Origin of the sequence: Amaricoccus macauensis, assembly GCF_049800915.1 — a bacterium.
Taxonomy (GTDB): domain Bacteria; phylum Pseudomonadota; class Alphaproteobacteria; order Rhodobacterales; family Rhodobacteraceae; genus Amaricoccus; species Amaricoccus macauensis_A.
Map to the genome: position 1 here is coordinate 327,644 of NZ_JBNAFY010000004.1, position 25,270 is coordinate 352,913.

Consider the following 25,270-nt stretch of genomic DNA (forward strand, 5'->3'; position numbering starts at 1 on the left):
CGCGCCGGTCAACAGACTCGTGTGACGGGACCCATAAGTCAAAGGTTAATGTGGAGCGCCCGCGCGGGCCGCGGCGCGGGTGGTTGATCGGTATCAACGCTCGCCCGTGTGCCGGGTGGTATACTCCGTTCAGCAAGGAGGAAGCCGAGATGTATTCCACCATCATGATCCCCGTCGATCTGGCGCATACCGGCCAGATGGCAAAGTCCCTCTCCGTCGCCGCAGCGCTCGCGAAGCAGTTCGGCTCGAAGGCGCATATGGTCGGGGTGACACTTGCCTCCCCGACCGCGATCGCGCGCACGCCCGGGGTCTTTGCCGGGAAGCTCACCGCCTTTGCCGCCGAGCAGTCGGCGGCGCTGGGGACGGTCTTCGAGGCGCACACCGAGATCAGCCATGATCCGGCGATCGACATCGACGATGTCCTGATGCGCGCGGCCAAGGCGATCGGAGCGGACCTGATCGTGATGGCGAGCCATGTTCCGGGTTTTGCGGAACATCTCTTTGCCTCGCGGGCGGGATATCTTGCGGCGCACGCCCCGCTCTCGGTCTTCGTGGTGCGGTGACGCCGCGGCCGTGACTTACGACTGTCTCAAAGGAAAACAGGCCGGAAACCGGCCCGTTTTAGTAGGGAACCCGTGATGTAGCAGCACTTCCCGGGCTGAATGGTTTCCTTTGCTCCGCAGGATCGCGCCCGGCCCGGGGTGGGTGCATCGCACCCGCCCATGGGGGCGGGTCGGGTGCGATCCGGGGCTGACGCCCCGGGGAAGAGCAAAAAGGAAAACGGGCCGGAAACCGGCCCGTTCTGGTATGGTCCGCGCCGTGGCGCAGGGTCAGAGCGTGCGCTCGACCATCATCTTCTTGATCTCGCCGATCGCCTTGGCCGGGTTGAGGCCCTTGGGGCAGGTGTTGGCGCAGTTCATGATGGTGTGGCAGCGATAGAGCTTGAACGGGTCCTCGAGGTCGTCGAGCCGTTCACCGGTGGCCTCGTCGCGGCTGTCGATGATCCAGCGGTAGGCGTGCAGGAGCGCGGCCGGGCCGAGGTAGCGGTCGCCGTTCCACCAGTAGCTCGGGCAGGAGGTGGAGCAGGATGCGCACATGACGCATTCGTAGAGGCCGTCGAGTTTCTTGCGATCCTCGATGGACTGCTTCCATTCCTTCTCGGGCGTGTTGGTCTTGGTCTCGAGCCAAGGCATGATCGAGGCGTGCTGCGCGTAGAAGTGGGTGAGGTCCGGGATGAGGTCCTTGACCACCGGCATGTGCGGCAGCGGGTAGATCTTTACGTCGCCCTTGATCTCGTCGAGACCGTAGATGCAGGCGAGCGTGTTGGTGCCGTTGATCGTCATGGCGCAGGAGCCGCAGATGCCTTCGCGGCAGGAGCGGCGGAAGGTCAGCGTCGGGTCGACCTCGTTCTTGATCTTGATGAGCGCATCGAGAACCATCGGACCGCAGGCGTCCATGTCGAGATAGTAGGTATCGATCCGCGGGGCGGAGTTCTCGACCGCGTCGTAGCGGTAGATCTTGAACGTGCGGACGTTGGTGGCGCCCTCCGGCTTCGGCCAGGTTTTCCCCGTGACCATCCGGCTGTTCTTGGGAAGATTGAACTGAACCATTGCCGTCTCTCCTAGAACGTTCGTGCCTTGGGGGCGATCTTCTTCAGCTCGATCCCGCCCTCGCTTTCGGTCGTCAGCGGATCGACGACGACCGGGCGGTAGCTGAGCCCCACTTCGGTTGCATGCGCCAGGTCGCCCTCGAGCCGGGCGATGGTGTGCACGCGCCAGTTCTCGTCGTCCCGGTTCGGGTAGTCCTCGTGGGCGTGCGCCCCGCGGCTTTCGTGCCGGGCCTCGGCACCGAAGATGGTGGCGAGCGCATTCGGCATGAGGTTGGTAAGCTCGAGCGTCTCCATGAGGTCGGAGTTCCAGATCAGGCTCCGGTCGGTGACCTTGAGATCCTTCACCTTGCCCGCGATGCCCTTCATCGCCTCAACGCCTTCCTTGAGCGTCTTGTCGGTGCGGAAGACGGCGGCGTCGCGCTGCATGGTCTTCTGCATCTCGAGACGAAGCTCTGCGGTCGGCACGGCGCCATCGGCGTGGCGCAGACCGTCGAACCGGTCGAAGGCCTTGTCGATCTCGGACACGGGCGCGACGGGTGCGGAGCTTTCGCGGTCCACCACCTCGCCGGCACGGATCGCGGCAGCGCGGCCGAAGACCACGAGGTCGATGAGCGAGTTGGACCCGAGACGGTTCGCGCCATGCACCGAGGCACAGCCTGCTTCACCGACAGCCATAAGGCCCGGAACGACCTTGTTGGGATCGCCCTCGGCCGGATCGAGCACCTCGCCCCAGTAGTTCGTCGGGATGCCGCCCATGTTGTAGTGAACCGTGGGCAAAACCGGGATCGGCTCCTTCGTCACGTCGACGCCGGCGAAGATCTTGGCGCTCTCGGAGATGCCGGGCAGGCGCTCTGCGAGCGCTTCGGGCGGCAGGTGGTTGAGGTGGAGGAAGATGTGGTCCTTCTCGGCGCCAACGCCCCTGCCCTCGCGGATCTCCATCGTCATCGAGCGCGAGACATAGTCGCGCGGTGCGAGATCCTTGTAGGTCGGTGCGTAGCGCTCCATGAAGCGTTCGCCCTCGGAGTTCGTCAGGTAGCCGCCTTCGCCGCGGGCGCCTTCGGTGATGAGGCAGCCCGATCCGTAGATGCCGGTCGGGTGGAACTGGACGAATTCCATGTCCTGGAGCGGGAGGCCCGCGCGGGCCACCATGCCGCCGCCGTCACCGGTGCAGGTGTGCGCCGAGGTCGCGGAGAAATAGGCGCGGCCATAGCCGCCGGTGGCGAGCACGACCATCTTCGCGTTGAATACGTGGAAGGTGCCGTCGTCGAGCTTCCAGCAGAGCACGCCCTTGCAGACGCCATCCTCCATCAGCAGGTCGATGGCGAAATACTCGATGTAGAACATCGCGTTGTTCTTGAGCGACTGGCCGTAGAGCGTGTGCAGGATCGCGTGACCCGTCCGGTCCGCGGCGGCGCAGGTGCGCTGCACGGGGGGGCCTTCGCCATATTCGGTGGTGTGGCCACCGAAGGGGCGCTGGTAGATCTTGCCTTCCTCGGTGCGCGAGAAGGGCACGCCGTAGTGCTCGAGTTCGTAGACTGCGGCCGGTGCCGAGCGCGCGAGGTATTCCATCGCGTCGGTGTCGCCGAGCCAGTCGGAGCCCTTGACGGTGTCATACATGTGCCACTGCCAGCTGTCGGGGCCCATGTTGGACAGCGAGGCGGCGATGCCGCCCTGGGCCGCGACGGTGTGGCTCCGGGTCGGGAACACCTTGGTGATGCAGGCGGTCTTCAGACCCTGCTCGGCCATGCCCAGCGTCGCCCGGAGACCGGCACCACCTGCTCCCACGACAACGACGTCATAGGTGTGAGTTACATATTCGTACGCGGCCATCTTCCCCTCCGGTCAGGCAGTGAAGGCGATCTTGAGAACGGCAAACACACCGGCAAGTGCGAAGGCCCAGGTCAGCAGCACATTCGCCAGAAGTGCCGCAGTGCGGATCGCCTTGTCGCTCACGTAGTCCTCGATGACGACCTGCAGGCCGAGCTGCAGATGCCGGAAAGCCACCAGGATGAAGAGCACGGCCACGATGGCGTGGAACGGGTTCGCATAGGTCGCCATGACTTCTTCGTAGGTTCCGCCGAGGCTCTGGGCGAAGGGGAACACGAAAAGCACGGTCAGCGGCAGCAGAGCGATCGCCGTGACGCGCTGGGTCCAGAAGTGATGCACACCTTCCTTGGCGGAGCCCAGCCCCTCAACTCGCTGCCTGTCAGTCCGATAAGACATGACGTTTCCTCCCAACTCTTTATCAGAAATAGGCCGCGATCCAGGTGATCAAGGTCATCGCGCCTGCTGCGGCGAGCATGGCGATGCCGGTCATCCTGACCTTCTGCTGGTCGTAGCCGTGGCCGGTGTCCCAGATCAGGTGACGGACGCCGTTGAAAAAGTGATACCAGAGCATGCCGAGACAGCCGAGCAGCACCAGGCCGCCGATCCAGGATGTGACCAGGTCGTCGACGAACCTGAAATACTCGGGCCCGCCTGCCGCTCCCAGGAACCACCAGACCATCAGGATGCCACCCACGGCCAATCCGCAGCCAGTTGCACGGTGCAGGATCGACAGAACGGCGTTGAAGGGCTGCTGGTAGCTGGTCAGGAAGGGCGAAAGGGGTCGGTTGCCCCGGTTGACGTCGGCCATGGATCGGCTCCTCTCATCGCGCCATTCAGACCGGGCCTCTCACTCCTGGCAGCGCGACGATCCTTGCCGGTGGGCGATGGCCCCGAAACCGGCGGGTGAACCGCGGCGACGCCGGGCGGACATGTCCGCCGACCCGGTTTAGCTGCGCGGATGTTTCCACGAAATTCCGGCGTAATGCAAGTGCGAAGAGCATTGTGATCACAGTAGAAAATTTCGTGATCACAGATGCATCTTTTTGGTTAAGGGGTGAATAAAAGGTTGCCGGACGAAAGAAGTGGAAACAAACGCAGGTCTTCTCACCGACGGCACGGGCCGCGTCCTGCCGGGCAAATGGCGGCACGGGCCGCGCCATGAGCGGGGGGGCGAGGTGATCGGGTCTTGCCCTGCCCTCCCCCGCTCGCGCGCTTTCAGGTGGGAATCAGCGCCCAGTAGTCCAGGTCGAGCAGGATGTTCGAGCGGTATTTGCCGGCATCGTTCTTCAGCGAGTAGTCGTCCGGGCCGCCCTTCGTCGCGACCAGCCGGAGCCGCAGCGCCCCGACGCCGGGGGCCGCTGTCTCGGCCTTGTCGAGAACTTCGGTGAAGGCGCCGATGGTATCGCTCGAATGACAGGGGTTCGCGTGCGCGCCCGCGTTGATCCCCGCGACGATCTGCGCGTTGGCGAGCCCGTTGAATGACAGCGCGCGGGCCATGGAAATGACGTGGCCGCCATAGATCAGGCGGCGGCCATCCTCGCGCAGGGTCGCGTCGAAATGCACCTTCGCGGTGTTCTGCCAGAGGCGGGTGGCGAGCATGTGCTCGGCTTCCTCGACGGTCACGCGATCCACATGGTCGATGATCTCGCCGATTTCGTAGTCGTCCCAGCGGTGGCGCTCGCCGGACTGCGCGAAGTTGTAGCCACTCCAGTCGAGCCCCTCGGGCACGGTGAGTTCGCCTGCCTCGAGTGCGGGTGCGAGATCTGGCAGGACCGTTTCCGGTGCCGGGGCATCGACGTCGCGCTTGCGCACCATGACCCAGCGGCAGTAGCTCATCACCGCCTCGCCGCGCTGGTTCGTGCCGGTCGTGCGCACATAGACCACGCCGGTCCGGCCGTTGGAGTTCTGCTTGAGGCCGATGACCTCGCTTTCCGAGCTGAGCGTGTCGCCGGGATAGACCGGCTTGAGGAAGCGGCCCTCGGCATAGCCCAAGTTCGCCACCGCGTTGAGGCTCACGTCCGGCACGGTCTTGCCGAAGACGATGTGGAAGGCGGCGAGATCCTCGAGCGGGCTTGCCGGAAGGCCGGAGGCACGGGCGAATTCATCCGACGAGTAGAGCGCGAAACGGGTCGGGTAGAGGGCGGTGTAGAGCGCGCGGTCGCCACTCGTGACCGTGCGCGGCACGGCGTGGGTGATCTTCTGCCCGAGCGTGTAGTCCTCGAAGAAGTTTCCGGCGAAAGTCTTTGACATCTCTCAGAGTTCTCCAAGCTTCATCGAGGGGTCGTAGTCACCCTCCACGTCCTTCACCACCGCCTGGCCGCAGCGCATCACGCCCTCTTTCGCGTCGAAGGCGTAGGTCGGATTGCCGTGGAGCGTCCAGCCCTTCGAGAGCGCCAGCGTCACCTTGTGGCAGAAGGCGGAGGTATCGACATCGGTGAGAAAGCGGTATGCGCGCATGTGGTTATCCCGGAAACGGCGAGTAGCCGAGCCATGTGTGGATCATTGCGATGACCCCGTAGACGACGAGGGTGATCACGACGAGGATGATGTCCTTCTTCACCGGGCCGGGCGCGGGGCGCTCCCAGGCGCCGTCCTGTGCATTGATGAGCCGGATGGAGGCGATCGCCCAGGCCAGCATGACACCGAAGAGCAGGAGCGAGGCGAGATCGCCGTTGACGAGCAGGTGCGCCACCGCCCAGGTGCTGACCGCAAGGAGCTGCGGGTGGCGCAGCATCGACCCGATCTTTCCCGTGGAGTGGCTCGCGCCGAAGAGACCGACGGAGAGGAGCATCAGCAGGTTGTTGAGATGCGTGGTCCAAAGAGGTGGCGTGTAGAGGCCGATGAAGGGCGAGGCGCGGTAGCCGATGATGATGAGCAGGAGCCCGATTCCGATGCCCGCCGCGATGATGCCACGCGCGCCCTTCTCGCCGGCTTTCGCCTCGATGGCGGCATGGGCGGCCGGAGCCACGCGTTTCATGATGTGAAACCCGCACCAGAGTGCGAGCCCGATCACAAGCCAGAACATTGCCTCGTCCCCCTTCGGAACTGGGTTTCTCAGACGGCCTCTGCTTCGAGGGCCGCGATTGCCTCGGCGCGGGCCAGCAGCCGGCGCGCAGTCACAACATGCAGGTTCTCGACGATCTTGCCATTCACGACCGCGACACCCTCGCCGCGCTTTTCTGCCTCCTCGAAGGCTGAGACCTGCTCTTTCGCTAGCGCCAGGTCATCCTCGGAGGGGGCGAAGGTTTCGTTGGTGACCGCGAGCTGGGCCGGGTGGATCAGCGTCTTGCCGTCGAAGCCCATATCACGACCCTGGATGCACTGTTCGCGCAGGCCTTCGTCGTCCTTGAAGGCGTTGTAGACACCATCGACGCAGACGAGCCCCTCGGCGCGGGCCGCAAGCAGGCAGAGGCTGAGGCTGGTGAGGATCGGCGTGCGGTCGGGGGTGTGCGCGGCCCCGAGATCCTTCACCAGATCGTTCGTCCCAAGCACGAAGCCTTCGAGCAGCGGATGGGCGGCGGCGATCTCGGCGGCATTCAGGATGCCGCGGGGGGTCTCCATCATGGCCCAGACACGCGTGGATGCAGGTGCGCCGTGATCGGCGAGGTGGTCGGTGACGCGATGAATGTCAGCGGCACTTTCGACCTTGGGCAGGAGGATCGCATCCGGCCCCGCCTTGGCTGCGCGGGACAGGTCGGCCACGCCCCATTCGGTATCGAGCCCGTTGACGCGCACGATGAGCTTGCGGCGCCCATACCCACCGGCCTCGACGGCCTTCGCGACCAGTTCGCGCGCAGCCGGCTTCTCGGAGGGAGCGACCGCGTCCTCGAGATCGAGGATCAGCGCATCGGCCGCGAGGGTCTTGGCCTTCTCGAGCGCCCGTTCCTTTGATCCCGGCATGTAGAGGACCGACCTGTAGGGGTGCGCGTTCTTTTCCATGTCCCTCGTTCCCTGTTGCAGTGCAGCGGCAGGCATAGCCAAGCGAGCAGGAAATGCAAGCCCCACAGGGCCGTTAGAATCATTTAATTGCGCAGATTGACCCGCGCCTGCCCTTTTCTTGTTCGAGCAGCAACCGACGGCGCGTGCGGTGCGTTAAACATTTATTGGTCAGTTTAAGGCTGAATAGAGAGCCATGGCAGGCCCGACAGAAGCCCGAAATGTTTTCATTCGGGGAGCCTCACGGCCCTCGAAACACCCGGAGACGAACCGCAATCGCGGACGCCGGGTGACCCTGACCCGACCGGCCCGCACAGCCACGAAGGAAACGGACATGCATTTTCGCCCATGGATCTGGGCCGCGACCGCGTTCGTCGCATGTGCGCTGGCCGCACCGCAACTCGCTGCCGAAACCCGCACAACGCGTCCCTGCGCCGAGCGCTCGAAAGTGATCGAACGGCTCGAAGACCGCTACGGCGAGACACTTCAAAGCCTTGGATTGCAGGAAAACAGCTCGCTTCTCGAGGTCTACGCCTCCGATTCGACCGGGACCTGGACGATTCTCATCACGCGCCCCGACGGTGTGGCCTGCCTCGTCGCTTCGGGGCAGTCCTGGGAAAAGGAAGCCACGCCTTTCCTGCCCAAGGGCGACGACGCCTGATCTGAACGCCCCCCCTGCCGGTGATTGCCCGCAAGCGGGCTCCGGGGCGCATGGCCCTGACGCTCGCCGAGCGAAAAGCGCTCGTTTTCGTGCATTTCGTCGCAGCCTCGAGACCCTGCGACCCGCACCCGCCGCGGGCAGACTTCCCGCCTCCGATAAAGCCAAAGGCTCCCTCGAAGCCCCATACCGTTTTTTTTGCATCACGGTATGGATTGCGCGTTGCGTCTTGCTAAAGCCCGCCCGAGGGGCTAGCCAAACACGCGTTTTACAGCAGAACGGGAGACAGGCCCAAATGGCAAGACCCAAGATCGCCATGATCGGCGCGGGACAGATCGGAGGCACACTCGCCCATCTGGCTGCGCTCAAGGAACTCGGTGACGTTGTTCTCTTCGACATCGCCGAGGGCACGCCGCAGGGCAAGGCGCTCGATATCGCCGAGAGCAGCCCCGTCGACAAGTTCGATGCGACCCTCAAGGGCGCCAATTCATACGAAGACATTGCCGGCGCCGATGTCTGCATCGTCACCGCTGGCGTTCCCCGCAAGCCGGGCATGAGCCGCGACGACCTTCTGGGCATCAACCTCAAGGTCATGAAGGCCGTGGGCGAAGGCATCGCAGCCAATGCTCCCGACGCCTTCGTGATCTGCATCACCAACCCGCTCGATGCCATGGTATGGGCGCTGCGCGAGTTCTCGGGCCTGCCCCACGAGAAGGTCTGCGGCATGGCCGGCATTCTCGACAGCGCACGCTTCCGCCACTTCCTTGCCACCGAGTTCAACGTGTCGGTCAAGGACGTGACGGCCTTCGTGCTCGGCGGCCACGGCGATACCATGGTGCCGCTGACCCGTTACTCCACCGTCGCCGGCATCCCGCTGCCCGACCTGGTGGAAATGGGCTGGACCACCCAGGAAAAGCTCGACGCGATTGTTCAGCGCACCCGCGACGGTGGCGCGGAGATCGTCGGCCTGCTCAAGACCGGTTCGGCCTTCTACGCACCGGCCGCTTCCGCGATCGAGATGGCCGAAGCCTATCTCAAGGACCAGAAGCGCCTCCTGCCCTGCGCGGCCCATCTCTCCGGCTCCTACGGGCTGAAGGACATCTACGTCGGTGTTCCGACGATCATCGGTGCCGGCGGCATCGAGCGCATCGTCGAGATCAAGCTCGACAAGTCCGAGAAGGCGATGTTCGACAAGTCCGTCGAAAGCGTCCAGGGCCTGATCGCAGCCTGCAAGGGCATCGACACGACCCTCTCCTGAGCCGGCACAACACAACCGGACCGATTGGAACGGGCCTGTGGCATCTCGCCGCGGGCCCGTTTTGCGGTTGGGGTAGAGGGCGCGCTGCCGGGTTTGCTGCCCTTTCGGGGCGCATCGCGAAGAAAGCGAGAGGGTGGTTGATTCTTGCGGGATGTGAGCCGAGGATCGGCCCAACCAGATTGATTCGGCGTCGAGCGTAGAATTTTCCGACAATTGCACGCATCAGTCGATTTGTGATCACACGATTTTTTCATGTGATCACAAAAATCGAAAACATTGCCGAAATCCGCTTTCGCCCGCCCGTTTCGTTTGCATGACAGGTTGTGAAGACCTATCAAACCGCCATGCCGGGTGCCCGAGTGCAACCGGCCAGAAAACGGTAGGGACGGCGGCACATGAACATACACGAGTACCAGGCCAAGCAGCTTCTCAAGGAATACGGAGCACCCGTTTCCGATGGACGGGCAATCCTGAAGGCCGACGAAGCCAAGACCGCAGCGGGTGAGCTCGACGGTCCGATCTGGGTCGTGAAGGCGCAGATCCATGCAGGCGGCCGCGGCAAGGGCAAGTTCAAGGAAGCCAGCGCCGGGGACAAGGGCGGCGTGCGCATCACCAAGTCGGCCGAGGAAGCCGCCGAGGAAGCGCAGAAGATGCTCGGCCGCACGCTCGTCACGCACCAGACCGGCCCTGTCGGCAAGCAGGTCAACCGCATCTATATCGAGCACGGCTCCGATATCGAAACCGAACTCTATCTGGCGCTGCTCGTCGATCGCGGTTCGAGCCGCATCTCCTTTGTCTGCTCCACCGAGGGCGGCATGGACATCGAGGAAGTGGCGGCATCGACGCCCGAGAAGATCCTCTCCTTCTCCGTCGATCCGGCCACCGGCATCCAGGGCTTTCACGGCCGCCGCGTCGCCTTTGCTCTCGGTCTGAAGGGCAAGCAGGTGAAGCAGTGCGTCGCGCTGATCAACACGCTCTACAAGATCTTCACCGAAAAAGACTGCGAGATGCTGGAGATCAACCCGCTGATCGTGACCACGGACGGCGATCTGAAGTGTCTCGACTGCAAGATGAGCTTCGACTCCAACGCGCTCTATCGCCAGAAGGATGTTCTGAGCCTGCGCGACGAGACGGAAGAGGATCCGAAGGAACTCGCGGCTTCCAAGTATGACCTGAACTACATCGCGCTCGACGGTGAGATCGGCTGCATGGTCAACGGCGCGGGCCTCGCCATGGCGACGATGGACATCATCAAGCTCAAGGGCGCGGAACCGGCGAACTTCCTGGACGTTGGTGGTGGAGCGACGACCGAAAAGGTGACGGAAGCCTTCAAGATCATCACCTCGGACCCGAACGTAAAGGGCATCCTGGTGAACATCTTCGGCGGCATCATGCGCTGCGACGTGATCGCGGAAGGCGTGATTGCGGCGGTGAAGGAAGTGGGGCTTCAGGTTCCTCTGGTTGTTCGTCTCGAGGGCACCAACGTGGAGCTCGGCAAGAAGATCATCAACGAGAGCGGTCTCAACGTGATCGCCGCGGATGATCTTTCGGACGCAGCCGAGAAGATCGTGAAGGCGGTGAAGGGCTGACCCTTCCCGCGAGGCTGAGAAGGAGAAGAGAGATGCAGCGCGGTTCCGAATTTGCGCCCTATCTTGTCGGATTGGCAATGGTCGGGCTCGGTCTGGCGGCGCGACGGGTCGAACCCGACCTCCTCTCCCTCCCCGAGCCTTCCGAGACCCGCAAGCGGCTGCGCGACGTTCGCACCGGCCGCGATGCGGCTCGGGTCACGCGCGACGGCATTGCAAGCTTCATTCCGGCCAATCTCACCAAATCGATGGGCCGGACACTCATCATCATGGGCGCGGCGCTGGTTGCCGTCCGGGCTCTCGACGAACTCGTGGACGACGACGGCGCGGATTACTGAACGCAGGTGAGCCTGCGCGACTCCGCCCAGAGGGACAAAGGAACAGAGACGAAATGGCCATCCTCGTAGATGAAAACACCAAGGTCATCTGTCAGGGCTTCACCGGAAGCCAGGGCACCTTCCACTCCGAACAGGCGATTGCCTACGGCACCAAGATGGTCGGCGGCGTGACGCCCGGCAAGGGCGGCTCCGAGCATCTCGGCCTGCCGGTGTTCAACTCCTGCCACGAGGCCGTGGCGAAGACCGGCGCGAATGCCTCCGTGATCTACGTCCCGCCGCCCTTCGCGGCCGACTCGATCCTCGAGGCGATCGATGCCGAGATCCCGCTGGTGGTCTGCATCACCGAAGGCATTCCGGTGCTCGACATGATGAAGGTGCAGCGCGCGCTGATGGACAGCTCCACCCGTCTGATCGGTCCGAACTGCCCCGGTGTCATCACGCCGGACGCCTGCAAGATCGGCATCATGCCCGGCCACATCCACAAGCGCGGTTCGGTGGGCGTCGTCTCCCGCTCCGGCACGCTGACCTACGAGGCGGTGAAGCAGACCTCCGACTCCGGCCTGGGCCAGTCCACCGCGGTCGGTATCGGCGGCGACCCCATCAAGGGCACCGAGCATATCGACGTGCTCGAGATGTTCCTGGCAGATCCCGAGACCCAGTCGATCATCATGATCGGCGAGATCGGCGGATCGGCCGAGGAAGACGCGGCACAGTTCCTCGCGGACGAGAAGAAGAAGGGTCGCTGGAAGCCGACCGCCGGTTTCATTGCGGGCCGCACGGCACCTCCGGGACGTCGCATGGGCCATGCGGGCGCAATCGTCGCGGGCGGCAAGGGCGGCGCCGAAGACAAGATTGAAGCCATGAAATCCGCTGGTATTGTAGTCGCCGACAGCCCCGCGGGCCTGGGCGAAGCCGTGCTGAAGGCGATCGGCTGACCAGACGGCAGTGAGACGAGGAGTTGAGGTGATGAAGCCTTTCCGGGCCGCGATGCAGACGCAAGGTTGCGAAAGCGTCCCGGATTGTTTCATCGCCCGCTCCACCCCCTTAAGAAAGCCTACACATTCCCCCGCCTTCTATCGCCATTCGAGAAACATGGGCGCATACCTGCATCGCTGCGGCGAGCAGTTTGCGCCGGTGCGCGTTCAACCTTTCGCGGCAAACGCCGCCGCGGCCGCAGCCAGCCAGACCAATTCGGCGGTGTCGGGAAGCTAGGAGAAGAGCATGACGGAACAGAGCCACAACGAGATTTTCCACGCATCCTCCTTCCTGCAGGGCCAGAACGCCGATTTTGTCGAGCAGCTCTATGCGCGGTATTCCGAGAACCCCGAGAGCGTCGATCCGAACTGGCAGGCCTTCTTCGAAGGGCTCGGGGACGATGCAAGTGACGTGACCGCGAGCGCGTCGGGACCCTCCTGGGCCCGTACCGACTGGCCCCCCGCCCCGAACGACGATCTGACCGCGGCCCTCGACGGCCAATGGTCCTCCGCCGATCCCTCGCCGAAGACGCTCGGCCAGAAGGTCAAGGCGATGGCGCAGGAGAAGGGCGTTTCGCTCACCGATGCGCAGGTCAAGCAGGCGGTGCTCGATTCGGTGCGTGCGATCATGGTGATCCGCGCCTACCGTATCCGCGGCCATCTCGCGGCCGACCTCGATCCGCTCAAGCTGACCGAGGAAACGCCCCACCCCGAGCTGGATCCGCGCAGCTATGGCTTCACCGAAGCCGACATGGACCGGCCGATCTTCCTCGACAACGTTCTGGGCCTGCAAACCGCGTCGATGCGCGAGATCCTCGCATTGGTGAAACGGACCTATTGCGGCACCTTCGCCCTGCAGTACATGCATATTTCCGACCCCGAACAGGCGGCCTGGCTCAAGGAGCGGATCGAGGGTTACGGCAAGGAAATCCACTTCACCCAGCGTGGCCGGCGTGCGATCCTGAACAAGCTCGTCGAGGCCGAGGGCTTCGAGAAGTTCCTCCAGGTAAAGTATACCGGCACCAAGCGGTTCGGCCTCGATGGCGGCGAAGCGCTGATCCCGGCCATGGAGCAGATCATCAAGCGCGGCGGTGCGCTTGGCGTCGAGGAAATCGTCATCGGGATGCCGCACCGCGGTCGTCTCTCGGTGCTCGCCAACGTCATGGACAAGTCCTACCGGGCGATCTTCAACGAGTTCCAGGGCGGCAGCTTCAAGCCCGACGAGGTCGAGGGCTCCGGTGACGTGAAGTATCACCTCGGCGCGTCCTCGGACCGTGAATTCGACGGCAACAGCGTGCACCTTTCGCTCACCGCGAACCCCTCGCACCTCGAGGCGGTCAACCCGGTGGTGCTGGGCAAGGTTCGCGCGAAGCAGGCGCAGAAGAATGACATCGAGCGCAAGAAGGTTCTGCCGATCCTGCTCCACGGTGATGCCGCCTTCGCGGGCCAGGGTGTCGTGGCAGAGTGTTTCGGTCTTTCGGGGCTGAAGGGGCACCGCACGGGCGGCACGATCCATCTGGTGGTCAACAACCAGATCGGCTTCACCACCGCGCCGCACAACTCGCGTTCCTCGCCCTATCCGACCGATATCGCGCTGATGGTGGAAGCGCCGATCTTCCACGTGAACGGCGACGACCCGGAAGCCGTGGTTCACGCCGCGCGCATCGCGATCGAGTATCGGCAGAAGTTCGGCCGGGATGTCGTCATCGACATGTTCTGCTACCGGCGGTTCGGGCACAACGAGGGCGACGAGCCCATGTTCACCCAGCCGCAGATGTACAAGGCCATCAAGAGCCACAAGACCACGCTTCAGATCTATACCGAGCGGCTGGTCAAGGACGGGCTGATCCCCGAGGGCGAGATCGAGGACATGAAGGCCTCGTTCCAGTCCTACCTCAACAACGAGTTCGAGGTCTCCCGAGACTACCGTCCGAACAAGGCCGACTGGCTCGATGGTCGCTGGTCGGGCATCGGCAAGCACGAGCAAGGTCGGTATCAGCGCGGCAAGACGGCAATCAGCGACGAGACCTTCGACAAGGTAGGACAGGCGCTCACGCTGCTGCCGGACGATTTCAAGCCGCACAAGACGGTCAACCGCATGCTCAAGGCAAAGCGGGAGATGATCGAGAAGGGCAACGGCATCGACTGGGCGACCGCCGAGGCGCTGGCGTTCGGATCGCTTCTGACCGAAGGGTATCCGGTGCGTCTGTCCGGTCAGGATTCCACGCGCGGAACCTTCTCGCAGCGGCATTCCGCGGTGATCGACCAGGAGACGGAAGAGCGCTACTACCCGCTCAACCATATCCAGTCGGATCAGGCGGGTTACGAGGTCGTCGACTCGATGCTCTCGGAATACGCCGTTCTGGGCTACGAATACGGCTATACGCTGGCCGAGCCCGACGCGTTGACGCTCTGGGAGGCGCAGTTCGGCGATTTCGTGAACGGCGCGCAGATCATGATCGACCAGTTCATCTCCAGCGGTGAAAGCAAGTGGTTGCGCATGTCGGGGCTCGTGATGCTGCTGCCGCACGGCTACGAGGGTCAGGGGCCGGAACATTCCTCGGCGCGCCCCGAGCGTTTCCTCCAGCTTTGCGCTTCCGACAACTGGATCGTGGCGAACTGCACGACGCCGGCGAACTACTTCCACATCCTGCGCCGTCAGCTTCACCGCAGCTTCCGCAAGCCGCTGGTCCTGATGACGCCGAAATCGCTTCTGCGTCACAAGCTCGCGGTTTCGCGGAAGGAAGACTTCACTGAAGGGTCGAGCTTCCACCGGGTGCTCTGGGATCATGCCGACAAGGGCGGCACACCGGGCATTTCCGAGAACAAGCTCGCGCCTGACGAGCAGATCAAGCGGGTCGTGATGTGTTCGGGCAAGGTCTACTACGATCTTCTCGCGGAGCGTGATGCGCGCGGGATCGAGGACGTCTACCTGATGCGTCTCGAGCAGTTCTATCCCTTCCCCGCCCTCGCGCTCACCAAGGAGCTGGGCCGGTTCGGCAATGCCGAGGTGGTGTGGTGTCAGGAAGAGCCGAAGAACCAGGGCTACTGGAACTTCGTCGAATCCAATATCGAGTGGGTGCTCGGCCGGATCGGCGCGAAGCACACCCGTCCGATCTATATCGGCCGGGCCGCGGCGGCTTCCCCCGCCACCGGCCTCGCCCGCGAGCACAAAGCGCAGCAGGACGCGCTTGTCGATGAAGCGCTGACCATAACGAAGGACCAATAAGATGGCCGAAATTCGCGTACCCACGCTCGGTGAAAGCGTCACCGAGGCCACGATCGCGACGTGGTTCAAGCAGGTGGGCGACACAGTTGCCGTGGACGAAATGCTCTGCGAGCTCGAAACCGACAAGGTGACGGTGGAAGTGCCGGCGACCGCGGCGGGCGTGCTGAGCGAGATCGTCGCGAAGGAAGGCGAAACCGTTGGTGTCGATGCGCTGCTGGCGACGGTCGACGAGAATGCCGAGGCGGGAGCCAAGTCCGCGCCGGCGGAGAAGCCCTCCGCCAAGGATGACGCACCCGCGGAAAGCGGCGGCGAAAGCGCGCCTTTGGACATCATGGTTCCGAGCCTGGGCGAGAGCGTGTCCGAGGCCACGGTCTCGACCTGGTTCAAGAAGGTCGGCGACACGGTCAGCCAGGACGAGATGCTGTGCGAGCTCGAGACCGACAAGGTCTCGGTCGAGGTTCCCTCCCCTGCATCGGGCACGATCACGGAAATTCTCGCCGAAGAGGGTGCCACGGTCGAGGCCGGCGGCAAGCTCGGCGTCATGCGCCCGGGCGAAGGGACGACCTCGCCGACGCAGCCCGGCTCCTCTGCGGAGATCGCGAATTCCGCCTCAAACGAGCCGAAGCAGGAGAAGGACGTCGAGGACGCGCCTTCCGCCAAGAAGATGATGGCCGAGAAGGGCATCTCGCGCGACCAGGTCCAGGGCTCCGGCAAGGACGGCCGCGTGATGAAGGAAGACGTCATGAAGATGGCCAGCGCGCCGGCGTCCTCCGCCCCCGCGCCGCAGCCCGCCTCGATCCCGCGCTCCCCGGTGCCGGCCGAGGATGCTGCCCGCGAGGAACGCGTGAAGATGACGCGGCTGCGCCAGACCATTGCGCGCCGCCTGAAGGAAGCCCAGAACACCGCCGCGATGCTGACCACCTACAACGAGGTGGACATGACCGCGACGATGGACCTGCGCAAGGAATACAAGGACCTGTTCGAGAAGAAGCACGGCGTGAAGCTCGGCTTCATGTCCTTCTTCACCAAGGCCTGCTGCCATGCGCTGAAGGAAGTTCCGGACGTCAATGCCGAAATCGACGGCACGGACGTTGTCTACAAGAACTTCGTTCACATGGGTGTCGCCGTCGGCACGCCGACCGGCCTCGTGGTGCCCGTGGTTCGTGATGCCGACAAGATGAGCTTCGCCGACATCGAGAAGAAGATCGCCGAACTGGGCACGCGCGCCCGCGACGGCAAGCTCTCGATGGCCGAGATGCAGGGCGGCACCTTCACGATCTCGAACGGCGGCGTCTACGGTTCGCTGATGTCCTCGCCGATCCTGAACCCGCCGCAGTCCGGCATCCTCGGCATGCACAAGATCCAGCAGCGTCCGATGGTCATCAACGGCGAGATCAAGATCCGCCCGATGATGTATCTGGCCCTGAGCTACGATCACCGGATCGTCGACGGCAAGGGCGCCGTGACCTTCCTCGTGCGTGTCAAGGAAGCGCTCGAGGATCCGCGCCGCCTGCTGATGGACCTCTGATCTCTAGAGCGGGGCCGCCTGCAGCAGGCCGGTATTCCGGTGTAGGTGTGGGCGGCCCTGCAAGGGCCGATCGAATGCATGCCGCTCGGGCAGGACATGATATGAAGGGATACGGCTCGACCGTCTTGCCGTACACCTCCCGCCGGGGAGAGCGGAGGGGCGCCTCTTCCCGACTGTTGGGAGCCCGGACATGATCGAAGTACATTCCAAGCCCGAAGATGCGATTCTCGAATTCACCGTGAGCGGTACGGTGACCGAGGCCGATTATCGCGAGACGCTGATCCCCGCTGTCGAGGCCGCGATCGCAGCCCGCGACCACGTACGGCTTCTCGCGCGGATCGGCCCCGATTTCGAGGGCTTTACGCTCGGTGCGATGGCGGATGACGTGCGGCTGGGCCTGAAGCACTGGAACGGGTTCGACCGCGCCGCGGTGGCAACGGATATTTCCTGGATCAGGAACGCCACCAAGGCGTTTGCCGTCTTCATGCCCTGCCCTGTCGCGACCTTCGCCCTGGGCGAGGAAAACGATGCACGCCGCTGGCTGTTCGAGTCGCTCGGGACGATCCACCAGACGGATCTCGGCAATGGCGCGTTGCATGTGCAGCTCATCGGCCAGCTCGATGCGGAGGTCTACGCCCGCGAAACCGAGGATCTCGACGCCTTCATCCGCGCCAATGACCGGTTTCGCCTTCTCCTTGATTTGCGCGAGTTCGACGGTTGGCAGGGTCTGGGCGCCCTCGGAGAGCACTTCAGGCTGGTGCGTGACCATCACTCGCTGATCGACCGAGCCGCGTTCGTCGGCGACAAGGCCTGGCACCGGATGGCCCAGCGGGTCGGACGACGGATCATCAAGGTGCCGGTGCACTACTTCCCGGCGGAGGAATTCGAGGGTGCCAAGGCATGGCTGCTCGCGGAGTGATGGCAACAAACGCGAAGCGGGGTGAGTCTCCCCTCTTGCCGCGCAATCGGGCGAGGTGAGCCAGGCCATGGGAGTATCGGCATATCGCGCAAACCTCGAGGAAACCGAACAGGCCCACTGGGACGATGCCCGGCATGGTCGCGTGAGCTTTCGAGTGCTCCTGTCGAGCGATGCGACGCCGTCGAAAGGGCTGGTCAAGGGGATCGCCGACCTCGGCCCTGGCGATGTCGAGCGCATCCATCGACATGACAGGCCGGAGAGCGTGCTGGTTCTGGAAGGCACCGGCGAGGCGGAGATCGACGGCGAGGTCTACGAAATGCGTCCCGGTGACGTTTTCTTTGTTCCAGAGAATTGCTGGCATGAGTGGCGGACAAAGGGAGAGCGGATCCGGTTTCTCTTCACCTTCCCCGCAGACCGCCTGAACGACGTCACCTATGTCTACCCGGAGGACGCATGACATCGGAGTTGCTGGTTCTGGGCCTCGCCGCGCTGCTGCAGGCTGTGCAGTTCGCGATCTACGCCGTCAGAGCCAATCTCGAGCTCGGAACCGACAAGACCCTCGGTCCGCGCGACGAGGACATCTCGCAAGGTCTTTCGACCCGGACCGCGCGGCTGAAGCGGGCCGCGGACAACCACCTCGAGGCGCTGCCGCTCTTCACGATCGCGGTGGTGCTGGTGAGCTTCACCGAGGTCGGCAACGGATTCACCGCGCTGTGCGCCTGGAGCTATCTCGTGGCGCGCATTCTCTACGTTCCGGCCTATGCGCTCGGCCTTTCCCCCTGGCGGTCGGTGATCTGGGCCGTCGGGTTCCTCGCGACGATGCTGATGATCCTCATGGCACTGGTCCTTTGACGGATGCGCAGCGCACACACGATGCCACAAGGAGACTGAAATGGCAGAATATGACGTCATCATAATCGGCGCCGGGCCCGGCGGCTACGTTTGCGCGATCCGCTGCGCGCAGCTCGGGCTCAAGACGGCCTGTGTCGAGGGGCGTGAAACGCTGGGCGGTACCTGCCTCAACGTCGGCTGCATCCCGTCGAAGGCAATGCTGCATGCATCCGAGCTTTACCACGAGAGCGTGACGCATTTCGAGGAGATGGGGCTGAAAGTCTCCGCGCCGAAGATCGACCTGCCGCAGATGCTGAAATACAAGCAGTCGTCGGTGGATTCGAACACCAAGGGCGTCGAGTTCCTGTTCAAGAAGAACAAGGTCGACTGGCTGAAGGGCTATGGAAAGATCACCGCCAAGGGTGAAGTGACGGTCGATGGCACGGCGCACAAGGCGAAGAACATCGTCATCGCAACCGGCTCGGAGCCTGCCTCGATTCCGGGCGTGGAGATCGACGAGAAGATCGTTGTGAGTTCCACCGGCGCACTCGAGCTTTCCAAGGTGCCGAAGAAGCTTGCAGTCATCGGCGCGGGCGTGATCGGGCTCGAGCTTGGGTCGGTCTATGCGCGCCTGGGCTCCGAGGTGACGGTTGTCGAGTTCCTCGACCACATCACCCCGGGCATGGATGCGGAAATTTCCAAGGCCTTCCAGAAGATGCTGACGAAGCAGGGGCTGAAATTCGTCCTGAACACCGCCGTGCAGTCGGTCAGCACCACCAAGACCAAGGCGACCGTGACCTACAAGTCCCGCAAGGACGAAGCCGAGGGCTCGCTCGACGCGGATATCGTGCTCGTGGCCACGGGCCGCAAGCCCTACACCTCGGGGCTCGGTCTCGAAGAGGTGGGCGTGAAGGTTTCCGACCGTGGCATGGTGGAGATCGACAGCCACTGGAAGACCAATGTCGATGGCATCTATGCGATCGGTGACGTGGTGAAGGGTCCGATGCTGGCGCACAAGGCCGAAGACGAAGGCATGGCGGTTGCCGAAACCCTCGCGGGTCAGGCCGGCCATGTGAATTACGACGTCATTCCGGGTGTGATCTACACCGCGCCGGAAGTGGCCAATGTCGGCAAGACCGAAGAACAGCTCAAGGCCGATGGGAAGAAATACAAGGTCGGCAAGTTCCCCTTCATGGGCAATGCGCGTGCGAAGTCGCACTTCATGGGCGACGGGTTCGTCAAGATCCTGGCAGATGCGGAAACAGACCGGATCCTGGGCTGTCACGTCATTGGGCCCTCCGCGGGCGAACTGATCCATGAGATCTGCGTCGCGATGGAGTTCGGCGCGGCGGCCGAGGATGTCGCACGCACCTGCCATGCGCACCCGACGTTCTCGGAAGCCATGCGCGAGGCGGCGCTAGCCTGCGGCGACGGTGCGATCCACGCCTGAGCCGGGGCAGCGCCCTGCACCTGTAAGACCCTGCCCCCGGCGGAGGACATCTCTCGCCGGGGACTTTATTGATCCCTCTGCGATTACAGAATTGTACGCTTTTCATCCGGTGAGCGAGACAATTGTCACAATTGCGTGTTAAGCAATGGATGCGGAACCGCCCCTCGATTCAGTGTGAGGGCGGATGCAGCGGGAGAGACTTTTCATGAAATTAGCATTTGCATTGACTGCAGCGATCGTTCTGGTGGCGACTTCGGCCGGGGCGCAGAATTTCAAGACCTACGGGTCTGCCGGCGACTGGGAAATCGCCATCAATGAAAACATGGGGCCGGGCTGCGTTGCCATCGAGAAATTCGTCAATCCGACGTCTCAGGTGCAGCTCGGAATCGACGCGACCAACAGCGAGAGAACCGGCTATGTCGCGATCTATGTCGAGGATGCGGATGGCGTCGAAGCCGGCGAGGAAATCCCGGCCCGTCTCGAACTGGACGGCGAGACCTTCGAAGGCACGTTCATGGGGCAGCGCACGGATGGCATGGGCGGTGCTTTCGTCCCGGTGAACAATCCCGACTTCGTCATGGACCTGGAAAAGGCGGATGCGCTGACGATCGAGTATGGCGACGGATACAAGGTCGTTGCCGATCTATCGGATGCTGATGCAGCGCTTGCGACGCTGCGTGAATGCCAGGACGCTCAGTAGAGCGCCAAATTTCGGCAGTGGGGCGTGTCTCGGCCGTCCCTCTGCTTCCGCTCGCGCCACCGCCACCAATCGCCGCGGTGCAGCAATCAGGGCTTGACAGGAGAAGAACTTTCCCGCAGTGAGGCGGCGTCGTTGTGCTGCCGCGTGAGCAAGCCGTGCCCGATTCCGGGCCACCAGCGCACCGAATATCTCCAGTTCCCCATCACGCAGGGTTCCTGACGCAAAGGCCGGATGGCGCGGGAAACGCCCGCTCGTCTCGAGGTCTTGCAGCAACCCTCGTCGGCCGCGGGACATGCGGCCAAACGCAATGGCCGTGCCGGTGCCTGCACCATGCCCGGCCCATGAAGGATATCACTTGTTCGATTTCGATATGCTGGGCCTCGCGCCCGCCCTGAACGATGCTCTCAAACTCGCAGGCTTCAATGAGCCCACCCCGATCCAGAACCAGGCCATTCCGCTGGCCCTCGAGGGGCATGACGTTCTGGGACTGGCCCAGACGGGCACCGGCAAGACGCTGGCCTTCGGCCTGCCGCTCATCAACATTCTCCTGACGGAACATGCGGGGCGGCCCGCGCCGAAGACCGCGAAGGCTCTCGTGCTCGCGCCGACGCGTGAACTGGTCAACCAGATCGCAGAGAGCCTGCGCGGACTGACGGACAAGACCAAGTTGCGGGTCGTGACCGTTGTGGGCGGGCAATCCATCGGCAAGCAGATCAGCCTGCTGTCGCGGGGAACCGACATCCTTGTGGCCACCCCCGGTCGGCTCATCGACCTCATGGAGCGCCGCGCCGTGGATCTCGGTTCCGTGCGCCAGCTCGTACTCGACGAAGCAGACCAGATGCTCGATCTCGGCTTCATTCATGCGCTGCGCAAGATCGCGCCCCGGCTCGGCACGCCGCGGCAGACGATGCTCTTCTCGGCTACCATGCCGAAGCAGATGGAAGAGCTTTCGCGCGCCTACCTGAACAACCCGCACCGGGTCCAGGTCTCCCCCCCGGGCAAGGCCGCTGACAAGATCACCCAGTCGGTGCATTTCGTGGACAAGGGGCAAAAAGCCGCCAAGCTGCGCGAAATCCTGAGCCGGGATACGGATGCGCTGACACTGGTCTTTGCCCGCACCAAGCATGGCGCGGAGAAGCTGATGAAGGGTCTGGTCGCGGATGGCTTCAATGCCGCGTCGATCCACGGCAACAAGAGCCAGGGCCAGCGTGACCGCGCGATCAAGGCGTTCCGCGATGGCAAGATCACCACGCTGGTCGCAACGGATGTCGCCGCGCGTGGCATCGATATTCCGGGCGTTGCGTATGTGGTGAATTTCGACCTGCCGGATGTTCCGGACAACTACGTCCACCGCATCGGGCGCACGGCACGAGCCGGCCGCGAAGGGGAAGCAATTGCCTTCTGTGCGCCGGATGAAGCCGACCTGCTGCGCCAGATCCAAAAACTGATGAAGATCGAGGTTCCGGTCGCGAGCGGTTCCTGGCCCGCGGGAAGTGCCGCAAATGATGAAGGCCGCAATTCGCGTGGTCCCCGGCGGCGCAGACGCCCCCAGGGCAACGATTCGAGCGGCCCGGCCAAGCCCGCACAACACCGCCGGCGGCCGCGCAGACCTCGCGCCGCCTGATCACACTAGAAATCCTCCGAGGATTTCTCGTTTGCCGATCGGCCTCCACTGCCCCCCGTCCAGTGGATTTCATATAGACAGAATTCCTATCGAGCAGTCGGGATCGGGGTCGCAAGACCCCGATCCGGGCCCCGCCAACAGGCGGGGGAGAATGCTGTCCGGCCAACAGGCCGGTCCGCTGGATCGGTTGCCCGCAACTTTGCTCAGGCCAAAGTCTCGAAGAAGGCGTCGATCCCCGCCTGTGCAATTTCCCGGTCCTGATCCGGAGATCCGGCCGAGACCCCGATGCCACCGACGACCTCACCATCGACGATCACGGGCAAGCCCCCACCCACGACAACCATGCGCCCACCAATGGCCGATGCGATACCATACGCTGGTGCACCGGGCTGACTGGCGGCTCCGATCTCATGGGTCGCGCGCTTGGCCCCCGCAGCCGTATAGCTCTTGTCGATCGAAATGATGGCGGAAGTGGGCTTGCTGCCATCCATGCGTTCGAAAGCCATCAGGTTACCGCCCTCATCGGCAACCGCGATGCACACAGGCACGCCGATCTTTTCGGCATGTTCCCGTGCGGCGCGGATCAGGACACGCGCGTCGTCGATGTCTATTCGTCTGATGGTCAGCATGCTCTACCCCTTTGACAACTTGCGCTCCAAGAGCCCGCCCGAAGCATAAGTTGTCAAGGTCGAAGCAGTTGATCAGGCCTGTCCGAGCTTAGCCAGTCGCGCAGCTCGAAGCTGCTGGAAATCATCCCCAGCGTGATAGCTCGAGCGCGTCAGGGGAGTGGCGGACACCATCAGGAAGCCCTTGCCGAAAGCGGCCCTCTCGTAGCCCTTGAACTCCTCCGGCGTCACGAAGCGGTTGACCACGTGATGCTTGGGTGTCGGCTGGAGATACTGCCCGATGGTGAGAAAATCCACGTCTGCCGCACGCATGTCGTCCATGACCTGGATGACCTGTTGCCGCTCTTCACCCAATCCGACCATGATGCCCGATTTGGTGAACATCGTCGGATCGAGTTCCTTGACCCGCTGAAGCAGGCGCAACGAGTGGAAATAGCGCGCGCCCGGTCGAACTTCCGGGTAGAGGCCCGGCACGGTCTCGAGATTGTGATTGAAGACATCCGGCTTGGCGGCGACCACTGTTTCAAGCGCATCCGGACCGCATTTCAGGAAGTCCGGCGTCAGCACCTCGATGGTGGTCTCAGGCGTCTTGCGACGCACCGCACGGATAGTCTGCGCGATGTGCTCCGCGCCGCCATCGGCAAGATCGTCGCGATCGACGGAGGTGATGACCACGTGATTCAGTCCGAGCTTCTCGACAGCGACAGCGACGCGAGCCGGTTCAAACACATCGAGCGCATCGGGGCGGCCGGTCGCCACGTTGCAGAAGGTACAGCCGCGGGTACAGATCTCGCCCATGATCATCATGGTGGCGTGGCCCTGACTCCAGCACTCGCCCACATTCGGACAGCCGGCCTCCTCGCAGACCGTCACGAGGCGGTTCTCCCGCATGATCTTCGCGGTTTCGCGATACCCCTCGCTGGTGGGGGCCTTGACGCGGATCCAGTCCGGCTTGCGCAAGATTGGCGTATCGGCCTTGTGCGCCTTTTCCGGGTGACGTTCCGCCCGGTTCTTCAGATCGCGCTCCGTGGTGGTCTTGTCTTCCATCATGGTCCTCCCGCTCGGCAATTCTTACCCCGCCAGCCCGGGTTTGTCGTGAGATTTTTCACCTGCACAAACCGGATATTCGGCTCTTGCATGGGTCAGTTCGCCGTTTCCGGCCTGCGCCAGTATCGCTTCGAGGTCTGAAAACCAGCCGTTGTCCGCAGTCAGCTTTCGTCGCACGAGCCCGACGCGACGCACGGGTTCTTCGCCGGTAAACCGGCGCAGGGTCAAGCCCGGAGCCGCGGCACATTCCGCGCGGATTGCGAGTTCAGGAACAAAGGTAAGACCGATCCCCTCGCCCGCAAGGCGGCAAAGGGTCGAAAGGCTGGACGCCCGCAGATCCATCCGGGTCTGATCCCGGCGCAGGCTGCAGGCGGCAAGCGCCTGATCGGCGAGACAATGGCCGTCATCGAGAAGAAGAAGACGTTCGGGCTCGATCACTGCAGGCCGCGCCGCTTCATCCACCGCTCCGACGAGGCGCTCGGACCCGCCGAGCAGGAACCGGTCCTCGAATAGTGGACAACTGACCATATCCGGTTGATCGACAGGCAGGGCGACGATGATCGCATCGAGTTCCCCGTCCCGGAGTTCGACAATGAGCCGTTCGGTGGTTGCCTCCCGCACACCGAGATCGAGCCCGCCGTTGCGGCTGCGCAAGAGCGGGAGGGCGGCAGGCAGCAGATAGGGCGCGACGGTCGGGATCACCCCGAGCTTCAACCGTCCACCCATTCCCCGCTTCCAGCGCACGGCCTCGTTCATTTCCAGAAGTTCACGCTCGATCCGGTGCGCACGCTGGAGAACCTCCCGGCCAACGGGCGTCACGACGATTTCCCGCTTGCCCCGTTCGATGAGCTGCGCACCAAGTGCGTCTTCAAGAGCCTTGATTTGAACCGAAAGCGCCGGTTGGCTGACATTGACCGCTGCAGCGGCTTGGCCGAAATGGCGGTGCCGCTCGAGGGCGATCAGATATCTCAACTGGCGCAGTGTGATTTCCATAATCAAAAATTATCGACATTTGCAAAAAATGCAATTTCCTTTTATCAGTCTCTCGGGGCATCTTGGAACCGTTCCAGATGGAACGCGGGAGATTCGCGGAGCCTGTCGCCGGGCCCCCTCCATGCTCCGCGGTGGTT

At 63.5% G+C, this 25,270-nt stretch carries 26 protein-coding genes; 15 read left to right on the plus strand and 11 right to left on the minus strand.

Going from position 1 to position 25,270, the window contains the following annotated elements:
• Positions 1-149 precede the first annotated feature (149 nt).
• Positions 150-563, plus strand: a complete 414-nt coding sequence (locus ACP15W_RS12120; protein ID WP_424933156.1) for a universal stress protein — start codon at positions 150-152, stop codon at positions 561-563.
• 267 nt (positions 564-830) lie between these two features.
• On the opposite strand, the gene ACP15W_RS12125 is transcribed toward ACP15W_RS12120, so the two are convergent.
• The 8 genes from ACP15W_RS12125 to ACP15W_RS12160 form a co-directional block, all read right to left on the minus strand.
• Positions 831-1,610: a succinate dehydrogenase iron-sulfur subunit gene (locus tag ACP15W_RS12125; RefSeq protein WP_424933157.1), complete on the minus strand. Its 780-nt coding sequence runs from the start codon at positions 1,608-1,610 to the stop codon at positions 831-833.
• Between the two features lie 11 nt (positions 1,611-1,621).
• Entirely contained in the window at positions 1,622-3,439 is a 1,818-nt protein-coding gene (gene sdhA / locus ACP15W_RS12130; protein WP_424933158.1) for a succinate dehydrogenase flavoprotein subunit, read from the minus strand.
• Positions 3,440-3,451: 12 nt separating this feature from the next.
• Positions 3,452-3,832 (minus strand): succinate dehydrogenase, hydrophobic membrane anchor protein, encoded by a 381-nt coding sequence (gene sdhD, locus ACP15W_RS12135; protein WP_424933159.1) that lies wholly within the window; start codon positions 3,830-3,832, stop codon positions 3,452-3,454.
• A 22-nt stretch (positions 3,833-3,854) separates the two neighbouring features.
• Positions 3,855-4,244, minus strand: coding sequence for a succinate dehydrogenase, cytochrome b556 subunit (sdhC, locus tag ACP15W_RS12140; RefSeq protein WP_424933160.1), 390 nt, complete (start codon positions 4,242-4,244; stop codon positions 3,855-3,857).
• A 407-nt stretch (positions 4,245-4,651) separates the two neighbouring features.
• Positions 4,652-5,686 (minus strand): MaoC family dehydratase, encoded by a 1,035-nt coding sequence (locus ACP15W_RS12145; RefSeq protein ID WP_424933161.1) that lies wholly within the window; start codon positions 5,684-5,686, stop codon positions 4,652-4,654.
• A gap of 3 nt (positions 5,687-5,689) precedes the next feature.
• Complete coding sequence (locus tag ACP15W_RS12150) at positions 5,690-5,893, minus strand: DUF1737 domain-containing protein (protein WP_424933162.1); 204 nt, start codon at positions 5,891-5,893, stop codon at positions 5,690-5,692.
• Between the two features lie 4 nt (positions 5,894-5,897).
• Positions 5,898-6,461: an NnrU family protein gene (locus ACP15W_RS12155; protein WP_424933163.1), complete on the minus strand. Its 564-nt coding sequence runs from the start codon at positions 6,459-6,461 to the stop codon at positions 5,898-5,900.
• A gap of 29 nt (positions 6,462-6,490) precedes the next feature.
• On the minus strand, positions 6,491-7,375 hold the full coding sequence (locus ACP15W_RS12160) for an HpcH/HpaI aldolase/citrate lyase family protein (protein WP_424933164.1): 885 nt from the start codon (positions 7,373-7,375) through the stop codon (positions 6,491-6,493).
• Between the two features lie 331 nt (positions 7,376-7,706).
• On the opposite strand from ACP15W_RS12160, the gene ACP15W_RS12165 reads away from it, so the two are divergent.
• From ACP15W_RS12165 to ACP15W_RS12230, 14 genes are all read left to right on the plus strand, one after another.
• A complete protein-coding gene (locus tag ACP15W_RS12165) occupies positions 7,707-8,033 on the plus strand; it encodes a hypothetical protein (protein ID WP_424933165.1) in 327 nt (108 codons plus the stop codon).
• A 292-nt stretch (positions 8,034-8,325) separates the two neighbouring features.
• Positions 8,326-9,288, plus strand: coding sequence for a malate dehydrogenase (gene mdh / locus ACP15W_RS12170; RefSeq protein WP_424933166.1), 963 nt, complete (start codon positions 8,326-8,328; stop codon positions 9,286-9,288).
• Between the two features lie 395 nt (positions 9,289-9,683).
• A complete protein-coding gene (sucC, locus tag ACP15W_RS12175) occupies positions 9,684-10,877 on the plus strand; it encodes an ADP-forming succinate--CoA ligase subunit beta (RefSeq protein ID WP_424933167.1) in 1,194 nt (397 codons plus the stop codon).
• Between the two features lie 32 nt (positions 10,878-10,909).
• Positions 10,910-11,212, plus strand: coding sequence for a hypothetical protein (locus ACP15W_RS12180; protein ID WP_424933168.1), 303 nt, complete (start codon positions 10,910-10,912; stop codon positions 11,210-11,212).
• A gap of 53 nt (positions 11,213-11,265) precedes the next feature.
• Positions 11,266-12,147, plus strand: a complete 882-nt coding sequence (sucD, locus tag ACP15W_RS12185) for a succinate--CoA ligase subunit alpha (RefSeq protein ID WP_424933169.1) — start codon at positions 11,266-11,268, stop codon at positions 12,145-12,147.
• Positions 12,148-12,178: 31 nt separating this feature from the next.
• On the plus strand, positions 12,179-12,424 hold the full coding sequence (locus ACP15W_RS12190; protein ID WP_424933170.1) for a hypothetical protein: 246 nt from the start codon (positions 12,179-12,181) through the stop codon (positions 12,422-12,424).
• Between the two features lie 9 nt (positions 12,425-12,433).
• Positions 12,434-15,415: a 2-oxoglutarate dehydrogenase E1 component gene (locus ACP15W_RS12195; RefSeq protein ID WP_424933171.1), complete on the plus strand. Its 2,982-nt coding sequence runs from the start codon at positions 12,434-12,436 to the stop codon at positions 15,413-15,415.
• A gap of 1 nt (position 15,416) precedes the next feature.
• Positions 15,417-16,943 carry a 2-oxoglutarate dehydrogenase complex dihydrolipoyllysine-residue succinyltransferase gene (gene odhB, locus ACP15W_RS12200; protein ID WP_424933172.1) on the plus strand — a complete coding sequence of 509 codons (1,527 nt, stop codon included), beginning with the start codon at positions 15,417-15,419 and terminating at the stop codon, positions 16,941-16,943.
• A gap of 190 nt (positions 16,944-17,133) precedes the next feature.
• Complete coding sequence (locus ACP15W_RS12205; RefSeq protein WP_424933173.1) at positions 17,134-17,862, plus strand: STAS/SEC14 domain-containing protein; 729 nt, start codon at positions 17,134-17,136, stop codon at positions 17,860-17,862.
• A 67-nt stretch (positions 17,863-17,929) separates the two neighbouring features.
• Positions 17,930-18,319, plus strand: a complete 390-nt coding sequence (locus tag ACP15W_RS12210; protein WP_424933174.1) for a cupin domain-containing protein — start codon at positions 17,930-17,932, stop codon at positions 18,317-18,319.
• Positions 18,316-18,714 carry an MAPEG family protein gene (locus ACP15W_RS12215; RefSeq protein ID WP_424933175.1) on the plus strand — a complete coding sequence of 133 codons (399 nt, stop codon included), beginning with the start codon at positions 18,316-18,318 and terminating at the stop codon, positions 18,712-18,714. The genes ACP15W_RS12210 and ACP15W_RS12215 overlap by 4 nt, the downstream gene beginning before the upstream one ends.
• Before the next feature lie 40 nt (positions 18,715-18,754).
• Positions 18,755-20,143 (plus strand): dihydrolipoyl dehydrogenase, encoded by a 1,389-nt coding sequence (gene lpdA, locus ACP15W_RS12220; protein WP_424933176.1) that lies wholly within the window; start codon positions 18,755-18,757, stop codon positions 20,141-20,143.
• Positions 20,144-20,348: 205 nt separating this feature from the next.
• Complete coding sequence (locus ACP15W_RS12225) at positions 20,349-20,843, plus strand: hypothetical protein (protein ID WP_424933177.1); 495 nt, start codon at positions 20,349-20,351, stop codon at positions 20,841-20,843.
• A 355-nt stretch (positions 20,844-21,198) separates the two neighbouring features.
• A complete protein-coding gene (locus ACP15W_RS12230) occupies positions 21,199-22,467 on the plus strand; it encodes a DEAD/DEAH box helicase (protein WP_424933178.1) in 1,269 nt (422 codons plus the stop codon).
• A 203-nt stretch (positions 22,468-22,670) separates the two neighbouring features.
• On the opposite strand, the gene ACP15W_RS12235 is transcribed toward ACP15W_RS12230, so the two are convergent.
• From ACP15W_RS12235 to ACP15W_RS12245, 3 genes are all read right to left on the minus strand, one after another.
• Positions 22,671-23,096 (minus strand): GlcG/HbpS family heme-binding protein, encoded by a 426-nt coding sequence (locus tag ACP15W_RS12235; RefSeq protein ID WP_424933179.1) that lies wholly within the window; start codon positions 23,094-23,096, stop codon positions 22,671-22,673.
• Between the two features lie 72 nt (positions 23,097-23,168).
• Positions 23,169-24,143, minus strand: coding sequence for a lipoyl synthase (gene lipA, locus ACP15W_RS12240; protein ID WP_424933180.1), 975 nt, complete (start codon positions 24,141-24,143; stop codon positions 23,169-23,171).
• A 21-nt stretch (positions 24,144-24,164) separates the two neighbouring features.
• On the minus strand, positions 24,165-25,112 hold the full coding sequence (locus tag ACP15W_RS12245) for a hydrogen peroxide-inducible genes activator (RefSeq protein ID WP_424933181.1): 948 nt from the start codon (positions 25,110-25,112) through the stop codon (positions 24,165-24,167).
• Between the last annotated feature and the right edge of the window lie 158 nt (positions 25,113-25,270).

Excerpts from the sequence above, each read along its gene's own strand:
- sdhA (WP_424933158.1), bottom strand. The coding sequence starts at position 3,439 with ATGGCCGCGTACGAATATGTAACTCACACCTATGACGTCGTTGTCGTG.
- ACP15W_RS12215 (WP_424933175.1), top strand. The coding sequence starts at position 18,316 with ATGACATCGGAGTTGCTGGTTCTGGGCCTCGCCGCGCTGCTGCAGGCT.
- ACP15W_RS12125 (WP_424933157.1), bottom strand. The coding sequence starts at position 1,610 with ATGGTTCAGTTCAATCTTCCCAAGAACAGCCGGATGGTCACGGGGAAA.
- ACP15W_RS12195 (WP_424933171.1), top strand. The coding sequence starts at position 12,434 with ATGACGGAACAGAGCCACAACGAGATTTTCCACGCATCCTCCTTCCTG.
- ACP15W_RS12160 (WP_424933164.1), bottom strand. The coding sequence starts at position 7,375 with ATGGAAAAGAACGCGCACCCCTACAGGTCGGTCCTCTACATGCCGGGA.
- ACP15W_RS12190 (WP_424933170.1), top strand. The coding sequence starts at position 12,179 with ATGAAGCCTTTCCGGGCCGCGATGCAGACGCAAGGTTGCGAAAGCGTC.
- ACP15W_RS12145 (WP_424933161.1), bottom strand. The coding sequence starts at position 5,686 with ATGTCAAAGACTTTCGCCGGAAACTTCTTCGAGGACTACACGCTCGGG.
- sucD (WP_424933169.1), top strand. The coding sequence starts at position 11,266 with ATGGCCATCCTCGTAGATGAAAACACCAAGGTCATCTGTCAGGGCTTC.
- sucC (WP_424933167.1), top strand. The coding sequence starts at position 9,684 with ATGAACATACACGAGTACCAGGCCAAGCAGCTTCTCAAGGAATACGGA.
- ACP15W_RS12155 (WP_424933163.1), bottom strand. The coding sequence starts at position 6,461 with ATGTTCTGGCTTGTGATCGGGCTCGCACTCTGGTGCGGGTTTCACATC.
- ACP15W_RS12150 (WP_424933162.1), bottom strand. The coding sequence starts at position 5,893 with ATGCGCGCATACCGCTTTCTCACCGATGTCGATACCTCCGCCTTCTGC.
- ACP15W_RS12210 (WP_424933174.1), top strand. The coding sequence starts at position 17,930 with ATGGGAGTATCGGCATATCGCGCAAACCTCGAGGAAACCGAACAGGCC.
- mdh (WP_424933166.1), top strand. The coding sequence starts at position 8,326 with ATGGCAAGACCCAAGATCGCCATGATCGGCGCGGGACAGATCGGAGGC.
- odhB (WP_424933172.1), top strand. The coding sequence starts at position 15,417 with ATGGCCGAAATTCGCGTACCCACGCTCGGTGAAAGCGTCACCGAGGCC.
- lipA (WP_424933180.1), bottom strand. The coding sequence starts at position 24,143 with ATGATGGAAGACAAGACCACCACGGAGCGCGATCTGAAGAACCGGGCG.
- lpdA (WP_424933176.1), top strand. The coding sequence starts at position 18,755 with ATGGCAGAATATGACGTCATCATAATCGGCGCCGGGCCCGGCGGCTAC.
- ACP15W_RS12165 (WP_424933165.1), top strand. The coding sequence starts at position 7,707 with ATGCATTTTCGCCCATGGATCTGGGCCGCGACCGCGTTCGTCGCATGT.
- ACP15W_RS12225 (WP_424933177.1), top strand. The coding sequence starts at position 20,349 with ATGAAATTAGCATTTGCATTGACTGCAGCGATCGTTCTGGTGGCGACT.
- sdhC (WP_424933160.1), bottom strand. The coding sequence starts at position 4,244 with ATGGCCGACGTCAACCGGGGCAACCGACCCCTTTCGCCCTTCCTGACC.
- ACP15W_RS12235 (WP_424933179.1), bottom strand. The coding sequence starts at position 23,096 with ATGCTGACCATCAGACGAATAGACATCGACGACGCGCGTGTCCTGATC.
- ACP15W_RS12120 (WP_424933156.1), top strand. The coding sequence starts at position 150 with ATGTATTCCACCATCATGATCCCCGTCGATCTGGCGCATACCGGCCAG.
- sdhD (WP_424933159.1), bottom strand. The coding sequence starts at position 3,832 with ATGTCTTATCGGACTGACAGGCAGCGAGTTGAGGGGCTGGGCTCCGCC.
- ACP15W_RS12205 (WP_424933173.1), top strand. The coding sequence starts at position 17,134 with ATGATCGAAGTACATTCCAAGCCCGAAGATGCGATTCTCGAATTCACC.
- ACP15W_RS12180 (WP_424933168.1), top strand. The coding sequence starts at position 10,910 with ATGCAGCGCGGTTCCGAATTTGCGCCCTATCTTGTCGGATTGGCAATG.